The sequence below is a fragment of the Ruegeria sp. YKSD179 genome (assembly GCF_059612885.1).
Genome location: NZ_JBXWRL010000024.1, coordinates 1 through 24318, shown reverse-complemented (window position 1 = coordinate 24318; position 24318 = coordinate 1). Strand labels below are relative to the sequence as shown.

The window sequence follows — 24318 nt, the reverse complement described above, 5'->3', positions numbered from 1 at the left end:
ATCGGGCCGCTTATATGAAGCTGCAAGGCACCTGGCAACCTAAGGTTCGGTGCCTTCAGGTAGTTTAGTGCAACCACCTTCGGGCAAACATTGCTCGCCGGGCTTGCACCATTTGCCATATCCACAATCGATTGCTTTCATTGGAACACATCCTTGGTGTTGCGAACACTTGAAACCCGGCCTGCATTGCGATCCGGTTTCCTCGCACAGGAACCAGCCCGGGCGCGAACATCCCCCACCGGGCAAGCAAGCTGAGCCCGGCGCACATGTAAGCCCATCATCGCACCTGGTCGGCGGAGTGGGGTCGAATTCGGGCGATGTGCGTTCACATTCGCCACGAGCGTTGCAGAAGCTTCCGCCCGGACAATCAAGTCGCGAGACACATTTATTAGCTCCTATTGGCGCACAGCGGGTTCCGCCTGCTACGCAGCGTTCAAATGGGCCACAGGATCGTCCGCCGCCACAATAATTCCCGCCGGGTTGTATACAGTGGCCGTCAAAGCTGCATCTTTGCCCGGCTGAGCAGCAGCGAGCGCCGCATTTGATTTGGCCGCCTCTGCATTGGCCAGGTCTGTCGTGAAATGTGGCCGAGGCTGGGCCGCTTGCCAACGAGGCAAGGATCAGTCCGATCAGAAGGAATCGCAAGGTCAACAACATGGATGCGTGCATCGTCTGTGCGTACCGTTCGTATATCAAGTTCTATTCGCTTTCCCTCAGCCCAAAGGAGGGTAAATTAGTTCCATGGAATCGGGCTTGGACATTCACACCGCGCGGGCTCTGCTGGAATGGCAGATCGAACTCGGCGTAACCGAGGCGATTGGTGACGCGCCAGTGGATCGTTATGCGCTTCCGGATACTGGACCAAAGTCTAAAAAACCTACCGCGAAACCTGCCACACCTGTGAAGTCTGAATCGTTAGACGCAGCTTTAGTTGCTCAGCAGGCTGCAACCTCCGCTGGGACGCTTTCAGATTTACGGGCTGCGATGGAGGCGTTTGATCTGTGCGAACTGAAACGCGGTGCGCGTCAACTTGTTTTTGCAGACGGAACCCCGTGCTCACCGGTTATGATTATCGGTGAAGCTCCGGGTCGTGACGAAGATCGCGAGGGTAAGCCTTTTGTAGGCCGCGCCGGGCAATTATTGGACCGGATGCTGGCTGCCATAGATCTGAATCGGACGAAGAACGTGTATATTACTAACGTTCTACCTTGGCGGCCGCCGCAAAATCGTGACCCCAAACCTGAAGAGATAGGCATGATGGGACCATTTCTGGAAAGGCACGTTGCGTTAGCCAAACCGAAGGTCTTGGTTGTGATGGGCAATATCAGCTGTCAGGCCGTTCTGGGCAAAAGAGGGATTACCCGGTTACGGGGACAATGGAATCAGGCATTTGACCTGCCGGTCCTGCCTATGTTCCATCCGGCCTATTTGCTGCGTCAACCACAAATGAAGAAACAGGCGTGGGCAGACCTGCTGGAGCTGAAGTCATGGCTGAGAACTGACAAATGAGGGTTTTAGCGTTTTCCGATCTGCATCTTGCCCGCAATCGTGCTGCCGACCTAGTTGCAGCAAGTGCGGAAGCCGATCTGGTAATCGGAGCTGGCGACTATTGTAATGCACGAAGTGGTTTGGATGAGGCGATGAAGATGCTGTCGGGCATATCCGTTCCGCTGGTCCTTGTGCCAGGCAATGCTGAAAGCGCCGAAGAACTGACTGATGCCGTGCCAGAAGGTGTCCATGTGCTACATGGCTCTGGAATGACGATTGATGGGCTTCGCGTGTTCGGTTTGGGCTATGGCGTACCGGTTACGCCATTTGGTGATTGGTCTTGCGACATGACTGAAGCCGAAGCGTTAGAGTTGTTAAATCGTTGCGAAACAGCAGACTTATTGATTGTGCATTCTCCACCCAAAGGTTGTGGCGATGTTACATCGCAGGGTATTTCAGTCGGGTCCACCGCGATACGAGATGCAATTGAACGGGTTCAGCCAGACTTTGTTTTCTGTGGCCACATACACGACAGCTGGGGTTTTCGTGGTGCGATCGGACGAACACAAGTGGCCAATTTAGGGCCTCGCCCGAATTGGTTTGAGGTTAGCTTATGACCGGACCTGACACTTTGCCTGCGTTTTTGTCAAAGTTTGTTTACCCTACCAAGTGCTCACTTCTGCCGCATTTCCTTCTATTTGACTTGAACAAGGCCCAAGAATGTTCCGCGAAGAATGGACTGGTCTGTTGGTTTGCGGGCGGTGAGCTTCGGGTTTTGGACTCGAAGGCCACTGCTTCGGGAGTTTTAGTCTGGATCAACGATGGCCTGTCTTTGCCACCGATGGTTCGGTTTTCTACTATGGAAAGGGCCTGAACTGCATGACGAATATTGACGAAAACAAAGAGTTCATCCCTGTCCGGATTGCTGTTCTTACGGTTTCCGACACAAGGTCCTTGGCGGATGACCGATCAGGTCAGACCTTGGTCGATCGCATTGTAAAGGCCGGACACATTCTAGCCGACCGACAAATCGTTCAGGATGAGCGCTCCGAAATAGCTGCCCGATTGCGTCTATGGGTGGCCGATCCCGAGATTGACGTGGTAATTTCGACTGGCGGCACCGGGCTAACAGGTCGAGATGTTTCGGTTGAAGCGCACCGAGATGTTTATGAAAAAGAGATCGATGCGTTTGGAACAGTTTTCACAATCGTTTCAATGCAGAAGATTGGCACCTCGGCCGTTCAATCACGTGCCACTGGAGGCGTAGCAGCTGGGACATATCTGTTTGCTCTTCCCGGCAGTCCTGGTGCCTGCAAGGACGCATGGGATGCCATCCTTGAAAAACAGTTCGATTATCGTCACCGCCCCTGCAATTTCGTGGAAATATTGCCCAGATTGGACGAACATCTGCGACGGAAGTAGGATGTTCGTGCGTTAAACACTAAGTAACTGTGTTGTGGCTTGGCAATTTTCATTGCTCAGCTACCTTTTTCGTAGGGCTACAGTCGCAAACGGAGCTGAGACATCAATGCGATTTCTAAGGCAAAGCCTTGTCGGTGTTTTCCTTGCGTTTATGACGCTGGGCCTGTTGTTCGTAGCTGGTCATATGATTTCCGGGGCAATTCAAGATGTCCTCACCCGCGATACGCAGGCACCCGCGGCCCGAGAGCGTATATTTGCTGTCAGTGTCAGAACAGCTCAGCCGGAAACTGTGGTTCCTTATTTAGAAGCATTCGGTCAGGTACAGAGCCGTCGGCGGCTTGAGTTGCGCGCGGCTCTCGCTGGTCGTGTGGTCGCATTGGCCGAGGATTTTGAAGATGGGGGGACGGTCACTTCAGGCGAACTGTTGGTCGAGCTTGATCCTGCAGATGCTCAATCTGCATTGGACAGCGCCAAGTCCGACTTGCTTGATGCGCAATTCGAAGAACGTGACGCGGAACGTTCGCTTCTGTTGGCGCAAGATGAATTGCGATCTGCCGAAGCGCAAGCCGAATTGCGGGAACGTGCGCTTCAACGTCAGCGCGACTTGCAAACACGAGGAGTCGGAGCGGCAGCCAGCGTGGAAGAGGCTGAATTGGCGGCAACTTCAGCACAGCAGGCTGTTCTTTCCAGTCGGATTGCCCTGGCGCAGGCTGAGTCGCGGGTTGATCAGGCCACAACATTGCTTTCGCGCGCCCGAATTGCCTTGGATGGAGCAGAGCGCGATCTGGAAGACATGACAATCCATGCCAGTTTCGCGGGAACTCTGACAGGAGTGACGCTGGTAGAAGGGCGACTTGTTTCAGCGAACGAAAAACTGGCTGAACTGGTTGACCCAAACGCGCTCGAGGTCGCGTTCCGTGTATCCACAGCACAATATGTGAGACTGCTGGATGATACCGGCGCTTTGATTCAGGCACCTGTCACCGTATCGCTGGAAGTTACCGGAACTGACCTGACTGCAACCGGTCTGATCAGTCGCGACAGCGGGTCGGCAGGAGAGGGACAGACAGGACGTTTGGTCTTTGCTCGCCTTGACGGTGCGCAGGGGTTTAAACCCGGGGATTTCGTAACTGTAACTGTCGAAGAGCAACCCCTGGAAAATGTGGTTCGTTTGCCATCGTCGGTTCTGGACGCCACTGGTAATGTACTGGTTCTTGGAAAAGACGACCGGCTAGAGCCTTTGCCCGTTCAACTGGTGAGACGACAGGGCGATGAGGTTTTACTGCGGGGCGAAGGACTGGCAGGCCGCGAAGTTGTGATTGGTCGAACTCCGCTTTTGGGTTCTGGCGTTCGTGTGCGACCTTTGCGTGTTGAAGCCAGTGCTGATGTCGAACCGGACATGGTCGAACTGACTGACGAACAGCGCGCGCGATTTGTGGCACAGGTCGAAGCAAGCAGTCACATGCCGCAGGCAGTCAAAGATCGGGTATTGGATCAGCTTCGTGAGGCAAGCGTGCCGGCTTCTTTGGTTCGCCGGCTTGAGACCCGGGCCGGAGGCTGACCAAGATGATGCGCGAAATACCGGGAGCGGCGGGGGGCATCCTCAGCTATTTCACGCGTCATCGTACGGTTGCGAACCTATTGTTGCTGGTCATGCTGGTGTTGGGAGCTGCTGCCGTTCCAAATATGCGCGCGCAGTTTTTTCCGGACGTGATCCTCGAACGTGTCGATGTAAACGTTGCATGGGACGGGGCCGGACCCGAGGATGTAGACAATGGCATCGTACAATTGCTGGAACCTGCCTTGCTTGCGGTCGAAGGTGTGGCGAGTACAGAGTCAACTTCACGAGAAGGATCAGCACGAATACGGCTGGAGTTTGAGCCGAACTGGGACATGTCGCGCGCTGTCGAAGAAGTCAGAACAGCCGTCGACAGTGTGAATAACCTTCCCGAAGATTCCGAAGAGCCTACGATTCAACGCGGCGCGTGGCGCGATCGGGTCACCGACGTGGTCATAACCGGGCCCATCGAAGCAGAACAATTGGCCAAGTTTACAGATGAACTGATCAGCCGTTTGTTTGCAGTTGGCGTTACTCGTACCACAATTCGTGGTTTGGCTGCTCCGCGCGTGGTGGTCGAAGTACCGACCGCGCAATTGATCGCTAACGACATCACCATGTCTGAGATCGCATCTGCTATTGCAGCTGAGGTCACCGCAAGTCCGGCTGGTGATGTGACAGGTGCTAATGCACGTATTCGCACCGGTGCGGAAAAACGCACTCCGGAAGAAATCGAAGGCATCACGCTGCGTAGTTTTGCGGATGGGTCCAAGCTGATTGTTGGCGATGTGGCGCAGATCAGGGTTGAAGGTGTTACCCGGAATCGCAGCTACTTTGTTGGCGACGACCCGGCCATGTCTGTGCGGGTGGATCGTTCGAACCTGGGTGATGCGATTGAAATCCAGCATACAGTTGAGGATGTGGTTCTGGATATGCAGGCAAGCCTGCCCGAAGGTATCACCATCGAACTGATCAGAACCCGTGCTCAGGCAATCACAGACCGTCTGGATATCCTTGTCGATAATGGGCTTGTTGGCCTTGGGCTGGTTGTCTGCCTGTTGTTCTTGTTTCTGAACGCTCGAATTGCGTTTTGGGTCGCCGCCGGAATTCCCGTGGCTATGTCTGCTGCGATTGCACTGATGTACCTCGGTGGACTTTCTATCAATATGGTGTCGCTGTTTGGCCTGATCATCACATTGGGCATCGTAGTGGATGATGCCATTGTCGTGGGGGAACATGCCGATTTTCGTGCCCGTCGTTTGGGTGAGGCACCTGTTGTCGCCGCCGAACGAGCGGCGCGACGGATGGCGATGCCAGTATTCGCAGCTACAATTACGACCGTCATTGCTTTTTTTGGTCTTACGCTCGTGGGAGGTCGGTTCGGCGAACTGATCCGCGACATCCCATTCACCGTCATCGCTGTGTTGGCAGCCTCGCTGATCGAGTGTTTCCTGATTCTGCCGAACCACATGGCTCATGCCATCGCGCATTCGGCCAAGGAACATTGGTATGACTTGCCTAACCGGGTGGTAAATCGAGGGTTTCGCTGGGTACGGGATAATTTGTTTCGCCCACTAGTCGCATGGGTGGTCTGGGCACGATACGTCGTTGTAGCTTTGATGGTGGTGATCTTGGCCAGTCAGATTGCTTTGTTTATCCAAGGCGATGTGAAATGGCGGTTCTTTAATGCACCGGAACGAGGCTCGGTCACCGGCAATTTCATAATGGTTGAAGGTGCCACTCGCGCGGACACCATGGAAATGATGCGCATGGTTCAACGTGCAACTGTTGAGCTGGGTGAGGTTTACCAAGAACGACACGGCCGCAACCCAATTGATTATGTTCTGGCCGAGGTTGGTGGTTCTGCCGGATTCGGACTGGCTGCAGCGGACGGTAAAGATGACGACTTGCTTGGCGGCATCTCTATCGAGCTGATAGATGCCGACCTGCGCCCATATTCCAGCTTTGAGTTCGTCGGCGAGCTGCAAGACTTTGTTCCGCGCCACCCGAAAGTCGAATTGCTTAGTTTCCGGGGGTGGCGGTCAGGACCCGGTGGTGATGCGATAGACGTTCAGTTTTATGGATCCGATGTGAACACATTGAAGGCGGCATCCGAGGACTTGCAGACCGAATTATCGAAATACACTGAGGTGTCAGCGCTTGAAGATAATCTGGCTTACGACAAAGAAGAATTCATTCTGGATCTGACCGCACAGGGGCAAGCGCTTGGTTTCCGAATAGAAACGCTAGGCCGAGTGTTGCGGGATCGTTTGAATGGAATTGAGGCTGCCACATTCCCTGATGGACCACGCAGTGCCGAGATAAGGGTCGAATTGCCCGAAGGAGAGCTGACTGCGGATTTCCTGGAACGAACCCTCATGCGAACACCAGATGGAGTCTATGTGCCGCTGGCTGATATCGTTTCGGTAGAACGCAAGTCGGGGTTTTCGACTGTTCGGCGCGAGAACGGATTGCGCGTGATTTCAGTGAATGGTGACATATCCGAAGACGACCCAACCAAGGCCGCCGAAATCGAGCGAGCTATGCGCGAAGACATACTGCCCAATATCGCCGCAGAACGGCAGGTGGAATGGCGCATGGCGGGTTTAAGCGAACAAGAAGACGAATTTCTCTCCGAGGCGCGAACCGGGCTGATCCTATGTCTTACCGGAATTTACCTTGTGTTGGCATGGGTATTTGCGAGCTGGACGCGACCATTGGTTGTCATGGCAATTATTCCTTTTGGGTTGGTAGGGGCAATCTGGGGCCACTACATTTGGGGCGTGCCGCTCAGTATGTTCACCGTAGTCGGACTGTTGGGCATGACTGGAATTATCATCAACGACTCTATTGTTTTGGTGACTACAATCGATGGCTATCAGCAAGAGCGTGGACTTGTACCGTCAATTGTCGAGGGCACCGCAGATCGTTTGCGGCCAGTGATGTTGACAACCCTGACAACGGTTCTGGGGCTTACGCCTTTGCTTTACGAAAGCTCTCAACAAGCACAGTTCTTGAAGCCTACGGTAATCACGTTGGTTTACGGCCTAGGGTTTGGGATGCTCTTGGTCCTATTGCTCGTACCTGCGCTTTTGGCGATCCTGAACGATGTTTCGCGACCTATGATCGCGATGCGTCGCGCGATGAGGGCACCGGACAGAGTTGTGAGAGGTGCAGTCGCGGCAACGGCCTCTGCTTTATTCCTGTGGCTGGTCGCTTCAATGGTTTGGCCCGCCTTAACCGGCACGCCAATTGGTTTTTTGTCCGGGTTTTACCAAGGCGATGAAGGGTTAACCATTCTTCGACTGGGCTTTGGTATTTTCGCGGCAGGTGCAGCAATTATCCTGATCTTGGGTGTGACAATCTCAGGAATGCTTTACGGGCGCTTATCAGGCCGCGCGGGCACCTAATTCAGCCGCATGGCCTGCGCAAGAAACTCTGGCACCCGTTCGCTCATTTGCAGGTCTCCAATAAGGATTTTCTGAATTGGAAACCAGCGTGCGTCACGAGCATCGTCAGCGGCAACTGGCGCTCCGGACAAATACCGACACATAACGCCGACCAGCAAATAGTGCGATTGCACTCGCCCAGCCGCGTCGCGACCTAATAAATCCAGATTGTCGATATAGCTATCCGGCCGCGCAGTAACCCCGGTTTCTTCCAGCAACTCTCGCGCCGCTGCCTCAAGAACAGTTTCGCCCCATTCTACGTGGCCGCCCGGAAACCCCCACAACCCTTGGTCCGGCTGCTTTTTACGCTGGACCAACAAAACCTGATCCTGGTGTAGCACCACGGCCAGGGCACCAATTTTAGGGACGGGGTTCATTTGGTCAGCCTGCGTCGCACCCAATGATATCAACCGCATGGCTTGCGCCCAAAACAGTGATTCTAACTTCGGATCGATCCAATGCGAACGGACCGCCCGAGACATTCGTTACCTCGGTTCGGGCAATCAAAGTGTTGCCATCGCGTTTTGTTTCCGCTTGCGAAGCCCAAAGCAATGGGTTTCCGGGTTCGATCACTGCGAATTCGGCACCGCCAGCCGAAGGCATCGTAACATGGGCTTCGATTTGCATTCCATCGGTAGTCGGCTTCAAGTGACAGGATGCGGCGGCAACGCCAGCTTCTCGCGCGGAAAACGGGCGTTGGGCCAATGCCGCGGCAATAGCAGGGTTCCTAGCGGCCTGGGCGTCCAGCGTGTGATCAAAACCCAAACGGCCCGGGACACAGACATCTTTGCACACACCCAAATCCATCTCGCCACGCAAGCGAACTGGCTTTGCCGGGTTTTGCGGTGTGATTTCAACAGGCAAGATCAATTGATTCTCATAGCCAATGGATTGCAGGCCATTTTGGTCGAAAACAAGCGGAGCAGGCCAGGTTATCTCGACATCGCCAACATTGCGCGAACGACTCCAATCGAACTGCGGTGGAATTCCCGCGTCGCCGGGCGCGCGCCAATATGTTTTCCAACCATCTTTGAGTTTCAATCGAAGTGCGCCCTGATATGTCCCTTCGGGCGTTCTGCCGCCATCCAAGATTTCCAATTGAACCAACTGATCCATGCCTTGCGCAAAGGCAGACGTTGCAAGGCAAAGGTTTGCCGTAAGTGCTATTGCGGTTGGTTTCCAGAAACTCATCATAATCTATAAATGCGCATTGTTGGCAGGATTGCCAAGTCACGTTCAGGTCAGTGGGGTGAAATGTGTCTGATTCCCCTCAGATCACTTGCCATTTCCTGCGATACAGGGCCATTGTTGACAGGCAGCCGAGAAACGAGACGCCTTCAAATGGACCTGACCGGAAAACTGCTGATTGCAATGCCTGGCATGGGCGACCCAAGGTTTGAGCATGCGGTAGTCTATATTTGCAGCCATGCCGACGATGGAGCAATGGGGCTTATCATCAACAAACCGTCGGATCTTCGCATCAAGACTTTGTTGCAGCAACTCGAAATTCCTTGCCGCATACCTGTTGTTGGCGAACGGCTGGTTCATTTTGGCGGGCCTGTCGAGATGTCACGCGGATTCGTGCTTCATTCCGCAGACTACGAGGCTAACCTGCACTCAATGCAAATCAGCTCTGACTTTAGCATGACTGCGACCTTGGATGTGCTTGAAGATTTAGCGTCTGGGACAGGGCCTCTGAATGCAATGGTGGCATTGGGATATTCAGGATGGGGACCGGATCAGCTTGAGGATGAGATTGCCATGAATGGGTGGCTTACGACCGATGCCAGCCCAAAGTTGGTTTATGACCTGCCCGATGATGAAAAATGGGAAGCTGCGTTGGCGACTTTGGGCGTTGACCCTCTAACTTTATCAGCCAGCGCTGGACGGGCTTAGCTTCGAGGGGCTGCTGCCCGTCGCAGGCGGTCATTTATTGCTTTGCCAAGACCGATTTCCGGGATCGGAGACACTGCAATCGGGCGGCGTGACTTATCCAGTTCGTGCAGGCAGGCAAACAAGTTTGCGGCAGCTTCGTTCAAGTTGCCGTCCGGTGACAGGTTCATGTCACAGACCACCTCTCCGAAACCGAGCAACACTTCGCCGCCTTGCTGTGACTCGGCATTCAGGCGAACCGAAGCATCGGGGGCATAATGGGACAGTAATTGTCCCGGAGCGGTAAGTGGTTCACCGGGCTCGCGCAGATGGAGCCGGTTACCCAGAGCCGATTCGATACCTTCCAAGGCTACTCCACCCGGGCGCAGTAAGGTTGGTGTGCCGGCAAGCCCAATTATGGTTGATTCCAAACCCACTCCGCAGGGGCCGTCATCCAGGACCGCGGTTATGCGACCATCTAAACCGGCGAGAACATGAGCGGCGGTCGTTGGGCTGATTCGGCCTGAAGGATTTGCTGAAGGGGCCGCGACAGGTGCATCCAAGGTTTTCAAAAGTGCACGCGCTGTGGGGTGGGCTGGAACGCGAACGGCCAGCGTGTCTAACCCTGCAGTAACCAGTGAGGACACTCCGCCTCCTGCCTTTAAAGGAAGAACAAGCGTCAAGGGGCCGGGCCAGAACTGTTCCGCCAGACGCTCGGCTTCATCCGACCATTTAACATAGCGTTGTGCTGCCTCGACCGATGAAACGTGAGCGATAAGGGGATTGAAGCTGGGTCGCCCTTTGGCCGCGTATATTGCAGCCACAGCTTCGCCGTTCCGCGCGTCGCCGCCCAGGCCATAAACCGTCTCAGTCGGGAACGCGACCAACAGACCCTGCCGCAGGTAATCTGCGGCCTGTTCCAATCCTGCTGGATCGGCGGACAAATACTCTGTGCGGTAAGGGATCATTTGTGGTGACGCCGCGTTTTGGTTGATTGCAACATAGGGACAGGTAGGTAATCGTTCCAACCCAGATGAATAATTATGCGGCTTGCGGATTCCAAGCCCACGCGTAAAACCCGAGAGAAGCCATGCCTTATCGCGCCCCAATCTCCGATTATCAATTCCTGTTAGACAAAGTGGTCGATTTTGATCAGATCGCCGCCACAGAGACGTTTTCGGAGGCCAGCGCCGATGTGGTCAGCGCGATCCTGTCCGAGGCTGGCAAGATGTGCGAAGAGGTTATGGCTCCTCTGCAACGCCCCGGTGATCTCGAACCGGCGCGTCTGGAAAACGGCGTTCTTAGAACCTCGCCCGGTTACGCAAACGGCTGGAAAGCGATCGCAGAAGGCGGCTGGATCGGAATGAGCGGCGACCCTGAATACGGTGGCATGGGTTTGCCAATGACGGTCACGACAGCGGTTAACGAAATGATGAGCGCGGCCTGTCTTTCACTTCAATTGGCGCCATTGATGACGCAAGGCCAGATCGAAGCATTGGAAAACCACGCCAGTGACGCGCTGAAAGAGCTTTACTTGCCTAAGATGATGGCGGGTGACTGGTCTGGCACCATGAACCTGACTGAACCACAGGCTGGATCTGATGTAGGAGCGCTGACCTCTAAAGCCGAACCCAACGGCGACGGCACATATGCCGTAACCGGGCAGAAAATCTACATCTCGTGGGGCGATAATGACTTTTGCGAGAACGTCTGCCATCTGGTACTTGCCCGGTTGCCGGATGGTGTCCCGGGAACCAAGGGAATTTCGCTGTTTCTGGTGCCAAAGTTTATTCCCGATAGAAACGGCAACCCCGGTGTTGCAAACGATCTGAAGGTCGTTTCGCTCGAGCATAAAATGGGCCTTCACGGCTCACCCACATGCGTGATGCAATATGACGGGGCCAAGGGTTGGCTTGTGGGGAAGGAACATGGTGGCATGGCCGCGATGTTCACCATGATGAATAATGCGCGTCTGGGTGTCGGCGGGCAAGGTGTCGGTGCGGCTGAAGGCGCTTATCAGCACGCGCTGGGATATGCGCTGGAACGCAGACAAGGCAAAACGCCGTCCGGTACCATCATTGATCACGCGGATGTGCGCAGAATGCTAATGGAGATGCGAGCCGATGTATTTGCCGCGCGCGCCATTCTGTTGGCTAACGCGGCGGCCATTGATCTGGCGCAGGCGACTGGGGACCAGGAATGGGCCGCGCGTGCGGCTCTGTTGACGCCGATTTGCAAGGCATTCGGAACGCAAACCGGAATGCGAGTAGCTGAAACCGGGGTGCAAGTGCATGGTGGTATGGGTTACATCGAAGAAACCGGTGCAGCGCAATACTATCGAGATGTCCGAGTGACCGCGATTTATGAGGGGACGAACGGCATTCAGGCAATGGACCTTGTCGGGCGGAAAATGATGGATGGTGGCGAGGCAGCTTCAAACCTGCTGGACGAGATTGAGGATCAGGCAGAACGGGCACGCGCGGTTCTACCTGAATTGGCGGGTACTGTGTGGGAAGCCACTGAATCGTTGCGGGAAACAACGGAATGGTTGGTTTCGCAAATTGAAATGAACGAGCGATTTGCTGGCGCAGTGCCCTATCTGCAAGCATTTGCCCGCGTATTGGGTGGGCATTACCATCTGTCCGCAGCCTTGGCCGATCCGGATGGGCCGCGGGCGAAGCTGGCGCGTTTTTATATTAATGCATTGCTGCCGGAACATGTTGGACTTTTGGCGCAAACCCAAAATGGGGCTGGCGATCTCTATGCGTTAAACGCAGAAGAGTTGGCAGTCTGATGGACGGGGACGTGCCCATCACGATACGTTATCCTTGGACCGAACCACCTGCACCCGGTGAGTGGACCCAGATAGCTGAAGGGGTTCTATGGATAAGGCTTCCGCTGCCGATGGCATTGGATCATGTGAATGTCTACGCTCTTGATGATGGCGATGGGTGGACAGTGGTTGACACAGGGATTTCCTCGAAAAAGACACGCCTGATTTGGGAAAGACTAATGGCGGGGCCATTGTCCGGTCGGCCAGTAAATAGGGTTGTTGTCACGCACCACCATCCGGATCATGTCGGAAATGCCGGATGGTTCCAGACCGAACACGACGCGGAACTTGTGGCAAGTCGCACTTCGTGGCTGTTTGCACGAATGCTGACTTTAGACGAGCAGGAAAGTTGGCCACAGGAGACTCTGGATTTCTATCGCAGCGCCGGCATGGCCACCGAAGTTCTGTCCAAACGAAAGGCAGATAGGCCTTTCAATTTTGCAGATGTTGTCTATCCCATGCCACTAGGCTTTACCCGGATCAAACAGGGCGATGTCATTCATATGGGTGGCCGGGACTGGGATGTTCACATGGGCAACGGGCACGCCCCAGAACACGCAACATTCTGGAGCCGCGACGATAACCTCGTGCTTACGGGCGACCAAATCCTAAGTTCGATCAGTTCGAACCTTGGCGTATACGCAACCGAACCCATGGCCGACCCTGTTTCGGATTGGCTAGAGGCGTGCGAGCGGTTGGAAACTCTAGCCCGGCCCGATCATTTGGTGCTGGGGGGGCATAAATTGCCTTTTGTCGGTCTTCCGACTCGAATGCGTCAGCTAATAGAAAATCATCACGGCGCGCTAGAGCGTTTGCTTTCTGATCTGGACAAACCAAAAGCAGCAGCAGAATGTTTCCCGGCTTTATTCAAGCGTCCGATCAAGGACGGCGAATATGGGCTGGCCCTTGTAGAAGCGGTTGCACACTTGAACCATCTTTACCACATTGATGCGGTCACCCGAACGCGTCGCGCGGACGGGGCTTGGGAATATCTGCGCAAAGGTTGATGGAAATGCAGGACAAGATTGATACATCGGCGGAGGCAGCCGAATCTGCCGCGTTGCCAAGATGTTACGAGGTGCACGCGAATTCCGAAGTGGATTCTGGTTCGAAAGAGCTTCCCAAGCCATTGCAGGAACCGGTCGAAACCAAAAGTCCTGCCAGATGGGCTTATGAACGCTTGATCCTTTACATCCAAAACTTTGAAAAAACGCTGGACGGTGACCATGAGGTGGCGATGGGTTTCACGGGTAGTGATACAGGCGTGATGAGAATCGAAGGCATGGGCTACTTCGACCCTGATATCATAACCTTTTATGGCTCGGATGGCGGCAACGCACGAAGTCAGTTGGTGCAGCACGTGAGCCAGCTAAACGTGATGCTGCGGGCGTTACCAAAATCTGTTGACGACAAGCCAGCCAATCGCATCGGTTTCCGGTTGGCCGCTGATCTGGAAGAAAACTGACAGTCTGACTTGCAATTCCAGTTCACGCAGCCTTGAATGAATGGATCATTCAGGAGGGCGCAGCTTGACCAATTTCTCCGCTGTAACAAATGCCTACGCTGGTTCCTGGGCGCGGAGACTTGTCTTTGTCCCAGTTTATGTAGCCGTAAGACTTTTGTTGGTAGCTTTGATAGCGCCAGGTATTGCCATGGCCGTCAATTTGGCGGTCTCGCTGTCGGATCAAGCTGCGTTGACCGATCAAGACATTGCAATGTTCCTGTTATCACCAGCTGGATTTATTGCGGCCGTTGTCGTGCTCAGCTTGTTTCTGCTGGCCGAGGTTTTCGTTTTTGCGGTGATGGCCGGGTCCCTGCGTATGGGCGAGGAAGACCCATGGCGTGCAGGACGTTCTGCGGTCACCCTCATCCTTTCACGCTTGCCTGCTTTGTTCGGATTCGCTGTGCGCCTGATTTTACGTGTCCTTTTTTTGGCCGTGCCCTTCGTCGCAGCAGCAGGGTTGGTCGCGTGGTGGACGCTGACCGAATATGATATCAACTACTATCTAACATTCCACCCTCCGGCATTCTGGGTGGCTGTGATTTTGATTGGGCTTATCGTTCTTGCGCTGGCATGGGTTTTGATCCGCAGGTTGTCGGCCTGGGCGCTGGGCCTGCACTTGGTGCTGTTCGAGAATTCGGGTTCCGCTGCCACATTTTCGGAAAGTGCGCGACGGATGGAAGGCAAGCGGGGTCGCTTGAAGATCGAACTCGCCATCTGGCTGGCAATTCGACTTGTTATCGCCGCGGCGATTGCCTTTGTTGCTGGCCTTTTGTTTGCGCTCGTCCCATTGCAAGAGGGGGTCAACCTCAGGTTTGCACTGACCCTCAGTTTGATCGTTGCCGGCCTTTGGTCTTTGGCTGGACTAGTTTTAGCAGCCACAGCGCTGGGCGCTTTGGCGGTTGTATTGGATGATTTTTTCGAGCCGAATTTCGAAACGCCGTTGTACCCTGCATCCAGTAGCATGCGCCGGCCAGTTCTGGTAACCGTTACCATCGCTGTCGCGGCAGTCTTGATTGGTCTTTGGTCCGGTCAGGCCCTGTTAGAACGTATTCAGGCACCGGATCACGCCGAAGTCATTGGCCACCGCGGCGCCGCTGCCTTGCGCCCTGAAAATACGATGGCTGCCGTCGTTAAGGCCATCGAAGATGGGGCGGATTGGGTCGAGATCGACGTTCAGGAAACTGCCGACGGCGTTGTGATTGTCGCTCATGATAGCGATTTTATGAAATTGGCAGGCGTTGACCTAAAGGTCTGGGATGCCACCATGGAAGATGTATCAGAAATCGACATCGGCAGCTGGTTTGATCCGGAATACGCGTCGGAACGTACTCCAACCCTGATTGATGTTCTCACGGCAGCAAAGGGCAAGGCCAAGGTCATCATCGAACTTAAATATTATGGCCACGATGTCGATCTGGAAAACCGCGTGGTGAATGTTGTTGAAGAGCTTGGAATGCAGGAAGATATAGCGACAATGTCTCTAAAGTACCCTGCAGTCCAGAAAATGAAGGCGCTGCGCCCCGATTGGAGAGCTGGAGTTCTGGCCGCAACCGCTGTGGGGGACTTGAGTGGGTTGGATGGCGATTTTGTTGCCGTGAATGCGGCAACGGTGTCGCCGGGTTTGATCCGGAAGGTCCATGAGTCTGGCAAGGACATCTATGTTTGGACGGTGAATGACCCATTGCAGATGTCATCGATGGCTTCCATGGGCGTAGACGGGTTGATCACCGACCGACCTGCTATGGCACGCGAGGTTTTGCGCGTGCGTGCTGAGATGGGTCCGGGCGAGCGATTGTTGCTATGGTTAGCAACAACGTTTGGCCTGTCGATCGATACTGACGAGATGCGAGATGACAGTCCTTAGGTGGAGCGTGGCATTGATCTGTCTTGCGACGGCGAGTGCGGCGCAGGACTTGATCCGAAATGTCGAGATGCCCGCACATCGCGCGCTGATGGAGGCCCGGGCAAACACACAGCCAAACGAATTTGAAACTGATGGCTGCTCAGGCGGGTTGTCCTCCAGTTGGCGTTTGCTCGCAGATACGTTTCCAAAATTCGGTGTCCTGTACGAAGAGCATCCGCCATGGGAAAACTGCTGTGTTACTCACGACCGCGCGTACCACAATGCTGGCGGTTCGCAAAACGCAGAGGAAAGTTTCGACGCCCGTTTACAGGCGGATGATGCGCTCAGATCCTGCGTAAAATCCCACGGTGAAAGCCATGCAGAAGAGTATGCGTCGCGGTATGAAATGTCTGAGGACCAGATTCGATCTGCCCATTCCATAACCGCTGAAGCGATGTTTATGGCAGTGAGATTTGGCGGAGGCCCCTGCAGCGGATTGCCTTGGCGCTGGGGTTTTGGATATCCGGGGTGTTCGGTTTTCAAATCTCGCTGACCTGCGCGCGATTGACGTCGTGACAGGCAGGAGAATTTCCATTATCCAACATTTCAAACATACGAATTGGGAATCTTGGAATCATGGCTGAATATAAGCACGGCGAAATGGACATCACCGTTCAAACCAAAACCTTTGAAGGTTTTATAAAGTTCACCGTCTGGTGCGTGGTGGTCATCGCCTTCCTATGCCTGTTCCTGGCGGTCTTTGCGTCTTAATTTGACGTTGGGGGCGGCAGTGTTCAGGTTTTTGATTGCGTGCCTTTTGGCAGCGACTGTTTCGGGCTGCGCTGGATCGCAGCGGCCACAGGCTGATCAGTCTGAGATAGCCTCCCGATCCTATCGCGATCCGGGGCCATCGACACTGACACTGTATACGATGATCAATACCCGGACAGGTTCCGGAGCGCATACGTCTTTAATGATCAGCGGCAGCGAGCGGGTAATCTTTGACCCTGCAGGCTCTTTCAGGGCGGATGTCGTTCCGATAAGGAACGACGTGCTTTATGGGATAACTCCTAATGTGGAACGCGCGTATCGCAGTTCTCATGCACGCGAATCCCACTATGCCCGCATCCAAACCATCGAAGTGACACCGCAGCAGGCAGAGGTTGCGTTGCAACTGGCCAAACAGATGGGACCCGTAGCCGGAGCATTTTGTACGAACTCGACGTCTCAGCTATTGCAGCAGGTACCGGGTTTTGGACAGATAAACACAACATTCTATCCGGTTAACCTGTCCGAACAATTTGCTGATTTGCCAGGCGTGCAAACGGCTGAGTATCGGGAAAACGATGATGCCGATCTTCAAACAGGTCTGGCCTTCAACAATGCGCGCCTTAACCAATTGGAAGCGGTTTCAACCCAGTAGGTAGAGCAATCCGTAAAGCGTTGCTGCACCTGTGAACATCGCCGAAATCACGTTCTTTGTGTACAATCCGACAGTCAGCGTAACAGCAGCAGCGATCATGCGCGCGGCGTCCGGTTGACCATCGGTTGCTGTTGGCCAGGCAACAGCCGGTGCGATCAGCGCTGGTATGATTGCCACTGCCGTATAACGCAAATGACGCAGCAACCAAGGTGGCATTGAACGGTCCCCGACAAGACCTATGAACGTGAACCTTAAGGCATAGCTGCCAATGGCCAGCCCGACGATAATTGTCCAGATTGTAACCGGGTCGACTTGGGTCATGCTTTCGCACTTTTGCGTGTTGCAATTAATTCAGCCTGTGCGCCGGCTATCATTCCTGCGCAGCCAGCAATCAGCAGGCCAAGATTGTAAGGTACCCCCGCCGACAACAAGGATGCGATTATTGCCACCAACGCTGCAACTACGTGGGGTAGGGTTCGCATCATCGGACCGATCATGGCCAGAAAAGCGATGGGCAGCGCAAAATCCAACGCCCAGCTTTCAGGAATTCGCGTTCCCAGTACAGCACCCAAATAAGTAGCGACAATCCAAACGGGCGTGACCGGTGTGGCAGAACCAAAGAAATAAGCAATGCGCTGTGCGATCGTCATTGCTGGTTCTTTCTCGAACTGGACAATGGAACAGGCATAGGACTGATCAACCAAAAGATACGCAGCTGCGGCTCGTTGCCACAAGGGAGCTGCACCCAGATAGGGCGTGAGTGAAGCTGAGTACATTGCCATCCGTAAGTTAACAGCTAGGGCTGATACCAGAATAATCGCTGTCGGTGTCTGATCCTGCAGCAGTTGCAGCGCGGTGAATTGTGCAGCACCTGCAAACACCGTCGAGGTAAGGGCCATTGTCTGAACAATGTTCAACCCTGCCTCGGTTGCGAATACGCCAAACAAGGTGCCGAAGGGAAAAGCAACAAAGACGAAAGGCGCCCCGTCTCGAAAACCCCTCCAATAAAATGAGTTGGATGTGGTGCTTGCCATGGCTAAATCCTATGGTGTTGGTCGAGGTACTAGCGATCTTAGGAAAGGGTTGCAATTGGTCACGGAACTGGATTTGTCGGAATATGTTATCGCGCCAGACCCCGGTGCCCCACGCCTGACCCGCGCGGTCGATGGCGTAGACCAGAATGGTGAAGCAAGCCAGATATCGGTGGTTGAAGAGCGCCCATTGACGATATTCCTGAATTCTCAGGAAATCGTTACCGCGATGACCATTGGCGACTATCCCGAATACCTTGCGCTGGGTTTCCTGCGCAACCAAGGAATGTTGTTAAATGATGATGAAATCACTGGTGTCGAATTCGACGATGATCTGGAAACTGTAGTTGTTCGCACCGCACGACAAACTTCTTATGAGGAGAAGTTGAGGAAAAAAACGCGCACAAGCGGCTGCGCTGTCGGCACCGTCTTTGGTGACATGATGGAGGGATTGGAGGGCGTGCGCCTTCCACAAGTTCAAGTCCGCACTTCTTGGCTGTACGATTTGGCCTCCAAAATCAACAGAACACCGTCTCTGTATCTTGAGGCCGGGGCGATTCACGGGACCGTCCTGTGTCGTCAAAACCGGCCGTTGGTCTACATGGAGGATGTCGGACGCCACAATGCAGTTGATAAGATCGCGGGTTGGATGTTGTCCGAAGGCGAAGAGGCATCAGACAAGATCCTTTATACAACGGGGCGGCTGACCTCGGAAATGGTGATTAAGACGGCTATGATGGGCATCCCGGTCTTGGCATCACGGTCCGGATTTACCGCCTGGGGTGTTGAGATCGCACGCGAGGTAGGGCTGACTTTGATCGGGCGCATGCGCGGTCAAAGATTTGTGTGCCTCTCTGGTGATGATCGGCTTGTTCGGGATGCAGATCCGGCAACCGTTCCGGTCGAAGAAAAAAAGCACAAAAGAAAAAGCTCTCAAGCCTGAATTGCCTGCGCATTCAACTGGATCAGAGAAAATACTGCGAATTCCGAAGGATGTGCCTTAACATGGCATAAGAGGATGCAGGGAATTTGATGCCCGTTACCTGAGAGAGCCATGGAATTAATCAACCTTATTGCGCCGGTATTTGCCGTAATCGTGACAGGCTATGCGTTTTCCTGGACAAAGCTTCTGAGTGAAGAGACATCTGACGCGTTGGTTCAATTCGCGGTTTACGTTCTTATACCCGCAATCATGTTCTACCTGATTGGGCAAGAGGAATTCGCAAATCTCCTGAATTTTGGTTTCTATATTTCCTACGGTGGCACATTGCTGGTTGTGTTCGTGCTGCTGTTTTTCTGCCTAAAAGTTGCGCTGAACTTTCAAGTCGCTTCGGCCACTGTTGCGGCCTTTGCAGGGGTTGCTTCTAACACTGCGCTGGTTGCGCTGCCCGTTCTTCACGCGATCTTTGGATCCAAAGGCGCATTACCTGCTGTACTCACCAACCTTGTTGTCGCTATTTTGCTGTTGATCATGACTGCGGTTCTTGAAACCACAGCTGGGCATAAGGCAAGTACCAAAACCCCAATACACAAGATTCTGCTGAATGTTTTGAAGAACCCGATAATAGCTGCGACTTTGTTGGGCGTAGCTTACTCTTTCACAGGTATTGGGTTTTCTGACGCTGTTTCGGATTACCTCGAATTGCTCAGTCAGGCTTTGGCGGCTGTCGCTCTTTTTGCGATTGGATTCACGACCAGCGTAAGAACGATCGTCCAAACGGGGCCTCTGATTCTCTTTTTGACGGTCGTAAAACTGATCGTTGCCCCGGGTTTTGTTTTGTTAGCTGCTCATTTGATCGGGCTTGATCCGCTCTGGACCATTGCTGCAACTGTCTCTGCTGCGGTTCCTACAGCAAAAAACATCTTCCTTCTTGCCAAGCACTATGATCAGGAACCTAAGCTTGCGGCCCATATCGTGTCCGCGACTTCGTTCTTGTCAGTTGGTACGTTGATCATGTGGCTGTTTGTTCTGCACCATCTTTATCCAAACGCGTTCCAATTAAATTGAGTTCGATCTACAAATCAGCGGATGACGGAACATTTAGGTAGAAGCGATTGAGTAAAGGAACGAGATACCCTCTCGGCGTCATCCTTGCTGGTGGCCTTGCCACCCGAATGGGCGGAGGTGACAAGAGCTTGCTGAAAATTGGTGGGCAAACACTGCTGAGCCGTGTGGTTGCCCGCTTAGGCCCTCAGGTGAACGGTATGGCTCTGAATGCAAATGGTGATCCGGGTCGTTTTGCCGATTTGAATTTACCCGTTCTGCAGGATTCGATCGACGGTTTTGCAGGGCCGTTAGCTGGGGTATTGGCTGGGCTTGATTGGGCGGCAGAACAAGGCGCGGACTGTATAGTAAGCGTGGCTGCCGATACCCCTTTTTTCCCACTTGATCTGGCCGACCGCTTGATTCGGGAATCCGAAGGGCAGGGCCATCCATTGGTCTTGGCGACTACTCCTCGACTCGGTGATGAGTTGTTAAAATCCGGAGGCGGTAAGAGGCTGAATCGACACCCGACTTTCGGACTCTGGCCGGTTGCTCTCCGCGACGATTTGCGGAAAGCTCTGAACACTGGCCTACGCAAAGTTGTTTTGTGGACTGACAAGCATGAAGGTCGCGAGGCGCTTTTCCCGGTTGGTCAAGTCGACCCATTCTTTAACGTAAACACGCCCGAAGACCTTATTCAGGCAGAAAAAATGCTGGAACAGACATGAAGGTTTACGGTGTCACCGGCTGGAAGAATGCTGGCAAAACTGGGTTGATGGAACGACTGGTCTCAGAGATTACTGTCCGCGGTTTCACGGTTTCGACAATAAAACACGCTCATCACTCCTTTGACGTAGACCAACCGGGCCGCGACAGTTATCGCCATCGGGTGGCTGGTGCATCTGAGGTGCTATTAGCCTCGGGACAACGTGTGGCGCTAATGCAGGAATTGCGCGGTGAGCCCGAGCCGCAACTGCACGATCTTCTGGCTCGGCTCTCGCCAGTCGATCTGGTTTTGATCGAGGGGTACAAACAGGAAAACCATCCAAAGATCGAAGCGTTCAGGGCTGTAGCCGGAACTCAGTTGATAGCGCCGGAAAACAAAACTGTCCGAGCTGTGGCCAGCGACACACCATTGCATCTTGATGTGCCTGTCTTTGACCTGAATGATACGCAGGCTATCGCAGACTTTATCCTGAACGAAGTTGCACTTGCTCCTCTTTCGGACCAACACAGCAATTGAAGGACGCTGGAATTGATTAAACAACCCGCACCACCGGATATTGCCCCACCTCCGCTGCGCAATGACTGTTTTGCGCTTCCGGCGGGTGTGAACTGGACTCCAGTGGACGAAGCACTTGCCTTGCTGCGCGAAAGATTGCGGCCCGTCAAAGCAGCGATCTCAATGCGGTCAGTTCGGGCTTTTGGTCACATCTTGGCCACAGATGTAGTCGCGGCCCGTTCGAATCCACCGCAACCAAATTCAGCGGTGGACGGCTATGGGTTTGCTGGTGCGATCCCTGAAGGTGCACATGTGTTTCCTTTGGCGGAAGGGAGAGCGGCGGCGGGGGTACCGTTCAATGGAACAGTACCGGCAGGGCAAGCCATACGTGTTCTGACCGGCGCTGCGTTGCCCGCTGGTGTAAACACCGTCATTTTGGAAGAAGACGTAAACGTTCGGGACGGGCACATAGCTTTTCATGGGCCGTTGAAGCTGAGGGCCAACACGCGTCAAGCCGGCGAAGACGTCAAAGCGGGAGATCTGGTCTTGCCTGCCGGTCGGAGATTGACATCGGCAGATATTGGGTTGCTGGCAGCGGTCGGGGTAGCTGAAGTTAACGTCTACGCACCGTTACGCGTGGCGGTAATGTCGACAGGGGATGAACTGGTCAGCCCGGGTGAGCCCGCAGGTCTGGGGCAGATTTTTGATGCGAACCGGCCGATGCTTTTATCGCTGGTAGAGCAAATGGGTTTCGAACCGGTTGATCTGGGCAGGGTTGGTGATGATCCAGATGTATTGCGTGCACGCTTGGACAAAGCGGCAGAGCAGGCGGACGTGATTTTGACCAGCGGCGGTGCGTCGGCAGGTGACGAAGATCACGTATCAGGATTGTTACGTCAGGCAGGTGCGATGCAGCAATGGCGGATCGCGTTGAAGCCGGGTCGGCCGCTTGCGCTGGGTATGTGGAATGGAGCTCCGGTTTTTGGTTTGCCTGGCAACCCTGTGGCTGCATTGGTTTGCACCCTAATATTTGCCCGTCCAGCCCTAAGTTTGATGGCGGGTGCAGGTTGGCAGATGCCGCTGGGGTTTGACTTGCCTGCAGCTTTTGAGAAACGCAAGAAACCGGGACGCCGTGAATATCTGCGCGCCCGTGTTCGTGATGGACGGGTTGAAGCGTTCCATTCTGAAGGGTCCGGTCGTATCAGCGGCCTAAGCTGGTCCGAGGGGCTGGTTGAAATTGAAGATGGCGCCCGCCATATCGCCCCCGGTGATCCGGTCAGGTTTATTCCGTACAGCAGTTTCAATCTGTAACTTGGGCAACTTAGTCGAACGTTCCCGCGACACGCCCAAGCAACATGAAAGCGCGCGCTGTCCGGGTTTCGCCCAGAGCGCTTAGATCAGCATCGCTGGCCTCTGGCTCAAAGTCTGAAATCATTCGGTCGAACCTTCGCAAAAAGTGGTGTGCAGCATCCCGGAAAATGGGATCTTGCTTCATTCTCGCTGCAGTCAGGGCCAACGATGAACGGTCGCGGATTCCCCCAAGCGCCGCCACCGACCTACCGCGGGCCCCTTGAGCGAATTGCCGCCAGACCTCTGGGCGCGCCATATCGGGGCGCAGGTCATCCATGTAAATCCCTTCTTGACTGAGTAGGGTAAGAATATCCTGCGATGCCTGCACCAAAAGTGAGGCTTTGCGATCTTTCAAGGCCATCCGCAAGGCGTCGAAACCTTGGGCATCGTCCTGGGTTTCAGGAAAATTCAATGCTCGGATAAAGACCTCGGTTGTCAGAGGCGGCGCGATTTCTTCCGCTGGTGTACCCAACTCCAGCATGGTCTGATTATCCGGCTGGGTTTTAGGTGCATTGACCCGGGTCGGTTCATGGCGGCCAGAGGAAAAAGTAGCTACTGCAGTTTCAGTTTTCTTGGCTGTCTCCGCGATTTCGTCCAGCTTCTTTCCAACTGCCGGTTCGTAAGTGCTGGCTGCCCGTTGTTGCTGTGTGACATAGGCGTGGCGGATCGCGTCTATTGCGGTTTGAAGCCGTTCACTTTCCTCACGCATGACCCGGCTGGCACGCATCGCTGTCGCCGCCACCCAAATCATTGCCACGGGTAGAAATACGGCCAGAAAGGTGACTATGAACCCGCCACCCTGCGGAGTTCCCGGCAATACCAGGAACACCACCGACACAACCAACCAGATCACGCTCAAAATAAGAGCGATTATTTCCACTTCGGTCACAACAGCTCTACTCGGGCGATCGTATATGCCCAGCGAGGTTGGCGCTTCAATGTCTTTTTCTTGACTGGGTTCCGACATTACAACGGCTCCGGTCAGGCGTATTCGACACTCAGAATTTCATAGGAACGCACTCCCCCCGGGGTACTTACCTCGACACTGTCGCCCTCGTCTTTGCCGATTAAAGCGCGGGCTAGGGGCGACTTAATGTTTAGCAAACCGCTTTCTATATTGGCCTCATACTCTCCTACAATCTGCCAGGTTTTTTCTTCGTCAGTGTCCTCATCCACCAACGATACCTTCGCGCCGAATTTAACCGCCCCTGTCAATTTAGTCGGATCAATCACATCAGCCAATGACAGGATACCCTCCAGCTCTTTGATGCGGCCCTCGATGAAACCTTGTTTTTCTCGGGCTGAATGGTACTCGGCATTTTCTTTTAGGTCGCCAAGT

General features: G+C 54.1%; 27 protein-coding genes. 18 read left to right on the top strand and 9 right to left on the bottom strand.

Annotation, left to right across the window (positions count from 1 at the left end):
- Positions 1-137: 137 nt before the first annotated feature.
- Both AC2FNE_RS13220 and AC2FNE_RS13215 read right to left on the bottom strand, forming a co-directional pair.
- Entirely contained in the window at positions 138-383 is a 246-nt protein-coding gene (locus AC2FNE_RS13220) for a hypothetical protein (protein WP_170605916.1), read from the bottom strand.
- Positions 384-422: 39 nt separating this feature from the next.
- The gene (locus tag AC2FNE_RS13215; protein ID WP_496805546.1) at positions 423-617 is read right to left on the bottom strand and encodes a hypothetical protein; all 195 of its coding nucleotides are present in this window, start codon (positions 615-617) and stop codon (positions 423-425) included.
- Between the two features lie 124 nt (positions 618-741).
- On the opposite strand from AC2FNE_RS13215, the gene AC2FNE_RS13210 reads away from it, so the two are divergent.
- From AC2FNE_RS13210 to AC2FNE_RS13190, 5 genes are all read left to right on the top strand, one after another.
- A complete protein-coding gene (locus AC2FNE_RS13210) occupies positions 742-1509 on the top strand; it encodes a uracil-DNA glycosylase (RefSeq protein WP_496805545.1) in 768 nt (255 codons plus the stop codon).
- Positions 1506-2105, top strand: a complete 600-nt coding sequence (locus AC2FNE_RS13205; RefSeq protein ID WP_170605921.1) for a metallophosphoesterase family protein — start codon at positions 1506-1508, stop codon at positions 2103-2105. Before AC2FNE_RS13210 ends, AC2FNE_RS13205 begins: the two co-directional genes overlap by 4 nt.
- A 262-nt stretch (positions 2106-2367) precedes the next feature.
- Positions 2368-2910, top strand: coding sequence for a molybdenum cofactor biosynthesis protein B (gene moaB / locus AC2FNE_RS13200; RefSeq protein ID WP_170474807.1), 543 nt, complete (start codon positions 2368-2370; stop codon positions 2908-2910).
- Positions 2911-3016: 106 nt separating this feature from the next.
- Positions 3017-4471: an efflux RND transporter periplasmic adaptor subunit gene (locus AC2FNE_RS13195; RefSeq protein WP_496805544.1), complete on the top strand. Its 1455-nt coding sequence runs from the start codon at positions 3017-3019 to the stop codon at positions 4469-4471.
- A 5-nt stretch (positions 4472-4476) separates the two neighbouring features.
- A complete protein-coding gene (locus AC2FNE_RS13190; RefSeq protein ID WP_496805543.1) occupies positions 4477-7878 on the top strand; it encodes an efflux RND transporter permease subunit in 3402 nt (1133 codons plus the stop codon).
- Here the strand turns inward: AC2FNE_RS13190 and AC2FNE_RS13185 are convergent.
- Both AC2FNE_RS13185 and AC2FNE_RS13180 read right to left on the bottom strand, forming a co-directional pair.
- Positions 7875-8294, bottom strand: coding sequence for an NUDIX hydrolase (locus tag AC2FNE_RS13185; protein ID WP_496805542.1), 420 nt, complete (start codon positions 8292-8294; stop codon positions 7875-7877). The two genes, AC2FNE_RS13190 and AC2FNE_RS13185, sit on opposite strands and share 4 nt — an antisense overlap.
- Positions 8295-8298: 4 nt before the next feature.
- Positions 8299-9111 carry a protein-disulfide reductase DsbD domain-containing protein gene (locus tag AC2FNE_RS13180; RefSeq protein WP_170605927.1) on the bottom strand — a complete coding sequence of 271 codons (813 nt, stop codon included), beginning with the start codon at positions 9109-9111 and terminating at the stop codon, positions 8299-8301.
- A 147-nt stretch (positions 9112-9258) separates the two neighbouring features.
- Here AC2FNE_RS13180 and AC2FNE_RS13175 point away from each other — a divergent pair, with 147 nt between their 5' ends.
- The gene (locus AC2FNE_RS13175; RefSeq protein WP_170474819.1) at positions 9259-9813 is read left to right on the top strand and encodes a YqgE/AlgH family protein; all 555 of its coding nucleotides are present in this window, start codon (positions 9259-9261) and stop codon (positions 9811-9813) included.
- Here the strand turns inward: AC2FNE_RS13175 and AC2FNE_RS13170 are convergent.
- Positions 9810-10757 (bottom strand): L-threonylcarbamoyladenylate synthase, encoded by a 948-nt coding sequence (locus AC2FNE_RS13170; protein ID WP_170605929.1) that lies wholly within the window; start codon positions 10755-10757, stop codon positions 9810-9812. The two genes, AC2FNE_RS13175 and AC2FNE_RS13170, sit on opposite strands and share 4 nt — an antisense overlap.
- Before the next feature lie 122 nt (positions 10758-10879).
- Here AC2FNE_RS13170 and AC2FNE_RS13165 point away from each other — a divergent pair, with 122 nt between their 5' ends.
- From AC2FNE_RS13165 to AC2FNE_RS13135, 7 genes are all read left to right on the top strand, one after another.
- Positions 10880-12583 carry an acyl-CoA dehydrogenase gene (locus tag AC2FNE_RS13165; RefSeq protein ID WP_496805541.1) on the top strand — a complete coding sequence of 568 codons (1704 nt, stop codon included), beginning with the start codon at positions 10880-10882 and terminating at the stop codon, positions 12581-12583.
- A complete protein-coding gene (locus tag AC2FNE_RS13160) occupies positions 12583-13629 on the top strand; it encodes an MBL fold metallo-hydrolase (protein WP_496805540.1) in 1047 nt (348 codons plus the stop codon). The genes AC2FNE_RS13165 and AC2FNE_RS13160 overlap by 1 nt, the downstream gene beginning before the upstream one ends.
- A 5-nt stretch (positions 13630-13634) precedes the next feature.
- Positions 13635-14087 carry a DUF6173 family protein gene (locus AC2FNE_RS13155; RefSeq protein WP_496805539.1) on the top strand — a complete coding sequence of 151 codons (453 nt, stop codon included), beginning with the start codon at positions 13635-13637 and terminating at the stop codon, positions 14085-14087.
- A gap of 64 nt (positions 14088-14151) precedes the next feature.
- Entirely contained in the window at positions 14152-15990 is a 1839-nt protein-coding gene (locus AC2FNE_RS13150; protein ID WP_496805538.1) for a glycerophosphodiester phosphodiesterase, read from the top strand.
- Entirely contained in the window at positions 15977-16522 is a 546-nt protein-coding gene (locus AC2FNE_RS13145) for a hypothetical protein (RefSeq protein WP_170474836.1), read from the top strand. Before AC2FNE_RS13150 ends, AC2FNE_RS13145 begins: the two co-directional genes overlap by 14 nt.
- 83 nt (positions 16523-16605) lie before the next feature.
- Positions 16606-16740: an aa3-type cytochrome c oxidase subunit IV gene (locus AC2FNE_RS13140; RefSeq protein ID WP_170474840.1), complete on the top strand. Its 135-nt coding sequence runs from the start codon at positions 16606-16608 to the stop codon at positions 16738-16740.
- A gap of 19 nt (positions 16741-16759) precedes the next feature.
- The gene (locus AC2FNE_RS13135) at positions 16760-17392 is read left to right on the top strand and encodes a hypothetical protein (protein WP_496805537.1); all 633 of its coding nucleotides are present in this window, start codon (positions 16760-16762) and stop codon (positions 17390-17392) included.
- On the opposite strand, the gene AC2FNE_RS13130 is transcribed toward AC2FNE_RS13135, so the two are convergent.
- Both AC2FNE_RS13130 and AC2FNE_RS13125 read right to left on the bottom strand, forming a co-directional pair.
- Entirely contained in the window at positions 17381-17713 is a 333-nt protein-coding gene (locus AC2FNE_RS13130; RefSeq protein ID WP_496805536.1) for an AzlD domain-containing protein, read from the bottom strand. The two genes, AC2FNE_RS13135 and AC2FNE_RS13130, sit on opposite strands and share 12 nt — an antisense overlap.
- On the bottom strand, positions 17710-18426 hold the full coding sequence (locus tag AC2FNE_RS13125; protein WP_170474849.1) for an AzlC family ABC transporter permease: 717 nt from the start codon (positions 18424-18426) through the stop codon (positions 17710-17712). The genes AC2FNE_RS13130 and AC2FNE_RS13125 overlap by 4 nt, the downstream gene beginning before the upstream one ends.
- Here AC2FNE_RS13125 and fdhD point away from each other — a divergent pair.
- The 5 genes from fdhD (at position 18425) to AC2FNE_RS13100 (ending at position 22940) form a co-directional block, all read left to right on the top strand.
- Positions 18425-19366: a formate dehydrogenase accessory sulfurtransferase FdhD gene (fdhD, locus tag AC2FNE_RS13120; RefSeq protein ID WP_496805535.1), complete on the top strand. Its 942-nt coding sequence runs from the start codon at positions 18425-18427 to the stop codon at positions 19364-19366. The two genes, AC2FNE_RS13125 and fdhD, sit on opposite strands and share 2 nt — an antisense overlap.
- A gap of 111 nt (positions 19367-19477) precedes the next feature.
- Entirely contained in the window at positions 19478-20431 is a 954-nt protein-coding gene (locus AC2FNE_RS13115; RefSeq protein ID WP_496805534.1) for an AEC family transporter, read from the top strand.
- A 47-nt stretch (positions 20432-20478) separates the two neighbouring features.
- Positions 20479-21135 (top strand): molybdenum cofactor guanylyltransferase MobA, encoded by a 657-nt coding sequence (mobA, locus tag AC2FNE_RS13110; protein WP_302477832.1) that lies wholly within the window; start codon positions 20479-20481, stop codon positions 21133-21135.
- Positions 21132-21650, top strand: coding sequence for a molybdopterin-guanine dinucleotide biosynthesis protein B (gene mobB / locus AC2FNE_RS13105; RefSeq protein ID WP_170605947.1), 519 nt, complete (start codon positions 21132-21134; stop codon positions 21648-21650). Before mobA ends, mobB begins: the two co-directional genes overlap by 4 nt.
- A gap of 12 nt (positions 21651-21662) precedes the next feature.
- Entirely contained in the window at positions 21663-22940 is a 1278-nt protein-coding gene (locus tag AC2FNE_RS13100) for a molybdopterin-binding protein (RefSeq protein WP_496805533.1), read from the top strand.
- 10 nt (positions 22941-22950) lie between these two features.
- On the opposite strand, the gene AC2FNE_RS13095 is transcribed toward AC2FNE_RS13100, so the two are convergent.
- Positions 22951-23946 (bottom strand): hypothetical protein, encoded by a 996-nt coding sequence (locus tag AC2FNE_RS13095; RefSeq protein ID WP_170474860.1) that lies wholly within the window; start codon positions 23944-23946, stop codon positions 22951-22953.
- Between the two features lie 14 nt (positions 23947-23960).
- Positions 23961-24318: transcription elongation factor GreA (gene greA, locus AC2FNE_RS13090; RefSeq protein ID WP_496805532.1), on the bottom strand; the 358-nt coding region annotated here is incomplete at its 5' end.

Bases quoted from the DNA above. Each gene is read 5' to 3' on its own strand.
- AC2FNE_RS13160 (WP_496805540.1), top strand. From the start codon at position 12,583: ATGGACGGGGACGTGCCCATCACGATACGTTATCCTTGGACCGAACCA.
- AC2FNE_RS13195 (WP_496805544.1), top strand. From the start codon at position 3,017: ATGCGATTTCTAAGGCAAAGCCTTGTCGGTGTTTTCCTTGCGTTTATG.
- AC2FNE_RS13125 (WP_170474849.1), bottom strand. From the start codon at position 18,426: ATGGCAAGCACCACATCCAACTCATTTTATTGGAGGGGTTTTCGAGAC.
- AC2FNE_RS13115 (WP_496805534.1), top strand. From the start codon at position 19,478: ATGGAATTAATCAACCTTATTGCGCCGGTATTTGCCGTAATCGTGACA.
- AC2FNE_RS13145 (WP_170474836.1), top strand. From the start codon at position 15,977: ATGACAGTCCTTAGGTGGAGCGTGGCATTGATCTGTCTTGCGACGGCG.
- AC2FNE_RS13205 (WP_170605921.1), top strand. From the start codon at position 1,506: ATGAGGGTTTTAGCGTTTTCCGATCTGCATCTTGCCCGCAATCGTGCT.
- AC2FNE_RS13140 (WP_170474840.1), top strand. From the start codon at position 16,606: ATGGCTGAATATAAGCACGGCGAAATGGACATCACCGTTCAAACCAAA.
- AC2FNE_RS13095 (WP_170474860.1), bottom strand. From the start codon at position 23,946: ATGTCGGAACCCAGTCAAGAAAAAGACATTGAAGCGCCAACCTCGCTG.
- moaB (WP_170474807.1), top strand. From the start codon at position 2,368: ATGACGAATATTGACGAAAACAAAGAGTTCATCCCTGTCCGGATTGCT.
- AC2FNE_RS13185 (WP_496805542.1), bottom strand. From the start codon at position 8,294: ATGAACCCCGTCCCTAAAATTGGTGCCCTGGCCGTGGTGCTACACCAG.
- AC2FNE_RS13190 (WP_496805543.1), top strand. From the start codon at position 4,477: ATGATGCGCGAAATACCGGGAGCGGCGGGGGGCATCCTCAGCTATTTC.
- AC2FNE_RS13155 (WP_496805539.1), top strand. From the start codon at position 13,635: ATGCAGGACAAGATTGATACATCGGCGGAGGCAGCCGAATCTGCCGCG.
- AC2FNE_RS13170 (WP_170605929.1), bottom strand. From the start codon at position 10,757: ATGATCCCTTACCGCACAGAGTATTTGTCCGCCGATCCAGCAGGATTG.
- AC2FNE_RS13180 (WP_170605927.1), bottom strand. From the start codon at position 9,111: ATGATGAGTTTCTGGAAACCAACCGCAATAGCACTTACGGCAAACCTT.
- AC2FNE_RS13210 (WP_496805545.1), top strand. From the start codon at position 742: ATGGAATCGGGCTTGGACATTCACACCGCGCGGGCTCTGCTGGAATGG.
- mobB (WP_170605947.1), top strand. From the start codon at position 21,132: ATGAAGGTTTACGGTGTCACCGGCTGGAAGAATGCTGGCAAAACTGGG.
- AC2FNE_RS13165 (WP_496805541.1), top strand. From the start codon at position 10,880: ATGCCTTATCGCGCCCCAATCTCCGATTATCAATTCCTGTTAGACAAA.
- fdhD (WP_496805535.1), top strand. From the start codon at position 18,425: ATGGCTAAATCCTATGGTGTTGGTCGAGGTACTAGCGATCTTAGGAAA.
- AC2FNE_RS13175 (WP_170474819.1), top strand. From the start codon at position 9,259: ATGGACCTGACCGGAAAACTGCTGATTGCAATGCCTGGCATGGGCGAC.
- AC2FNE_RS13130 (WP_496805536.1), bottom strand. From the start codon at position 17,713: ATGACCCAAGTCGACCCGGTTACAATCTGGACAATTATCGTCGGGCTG.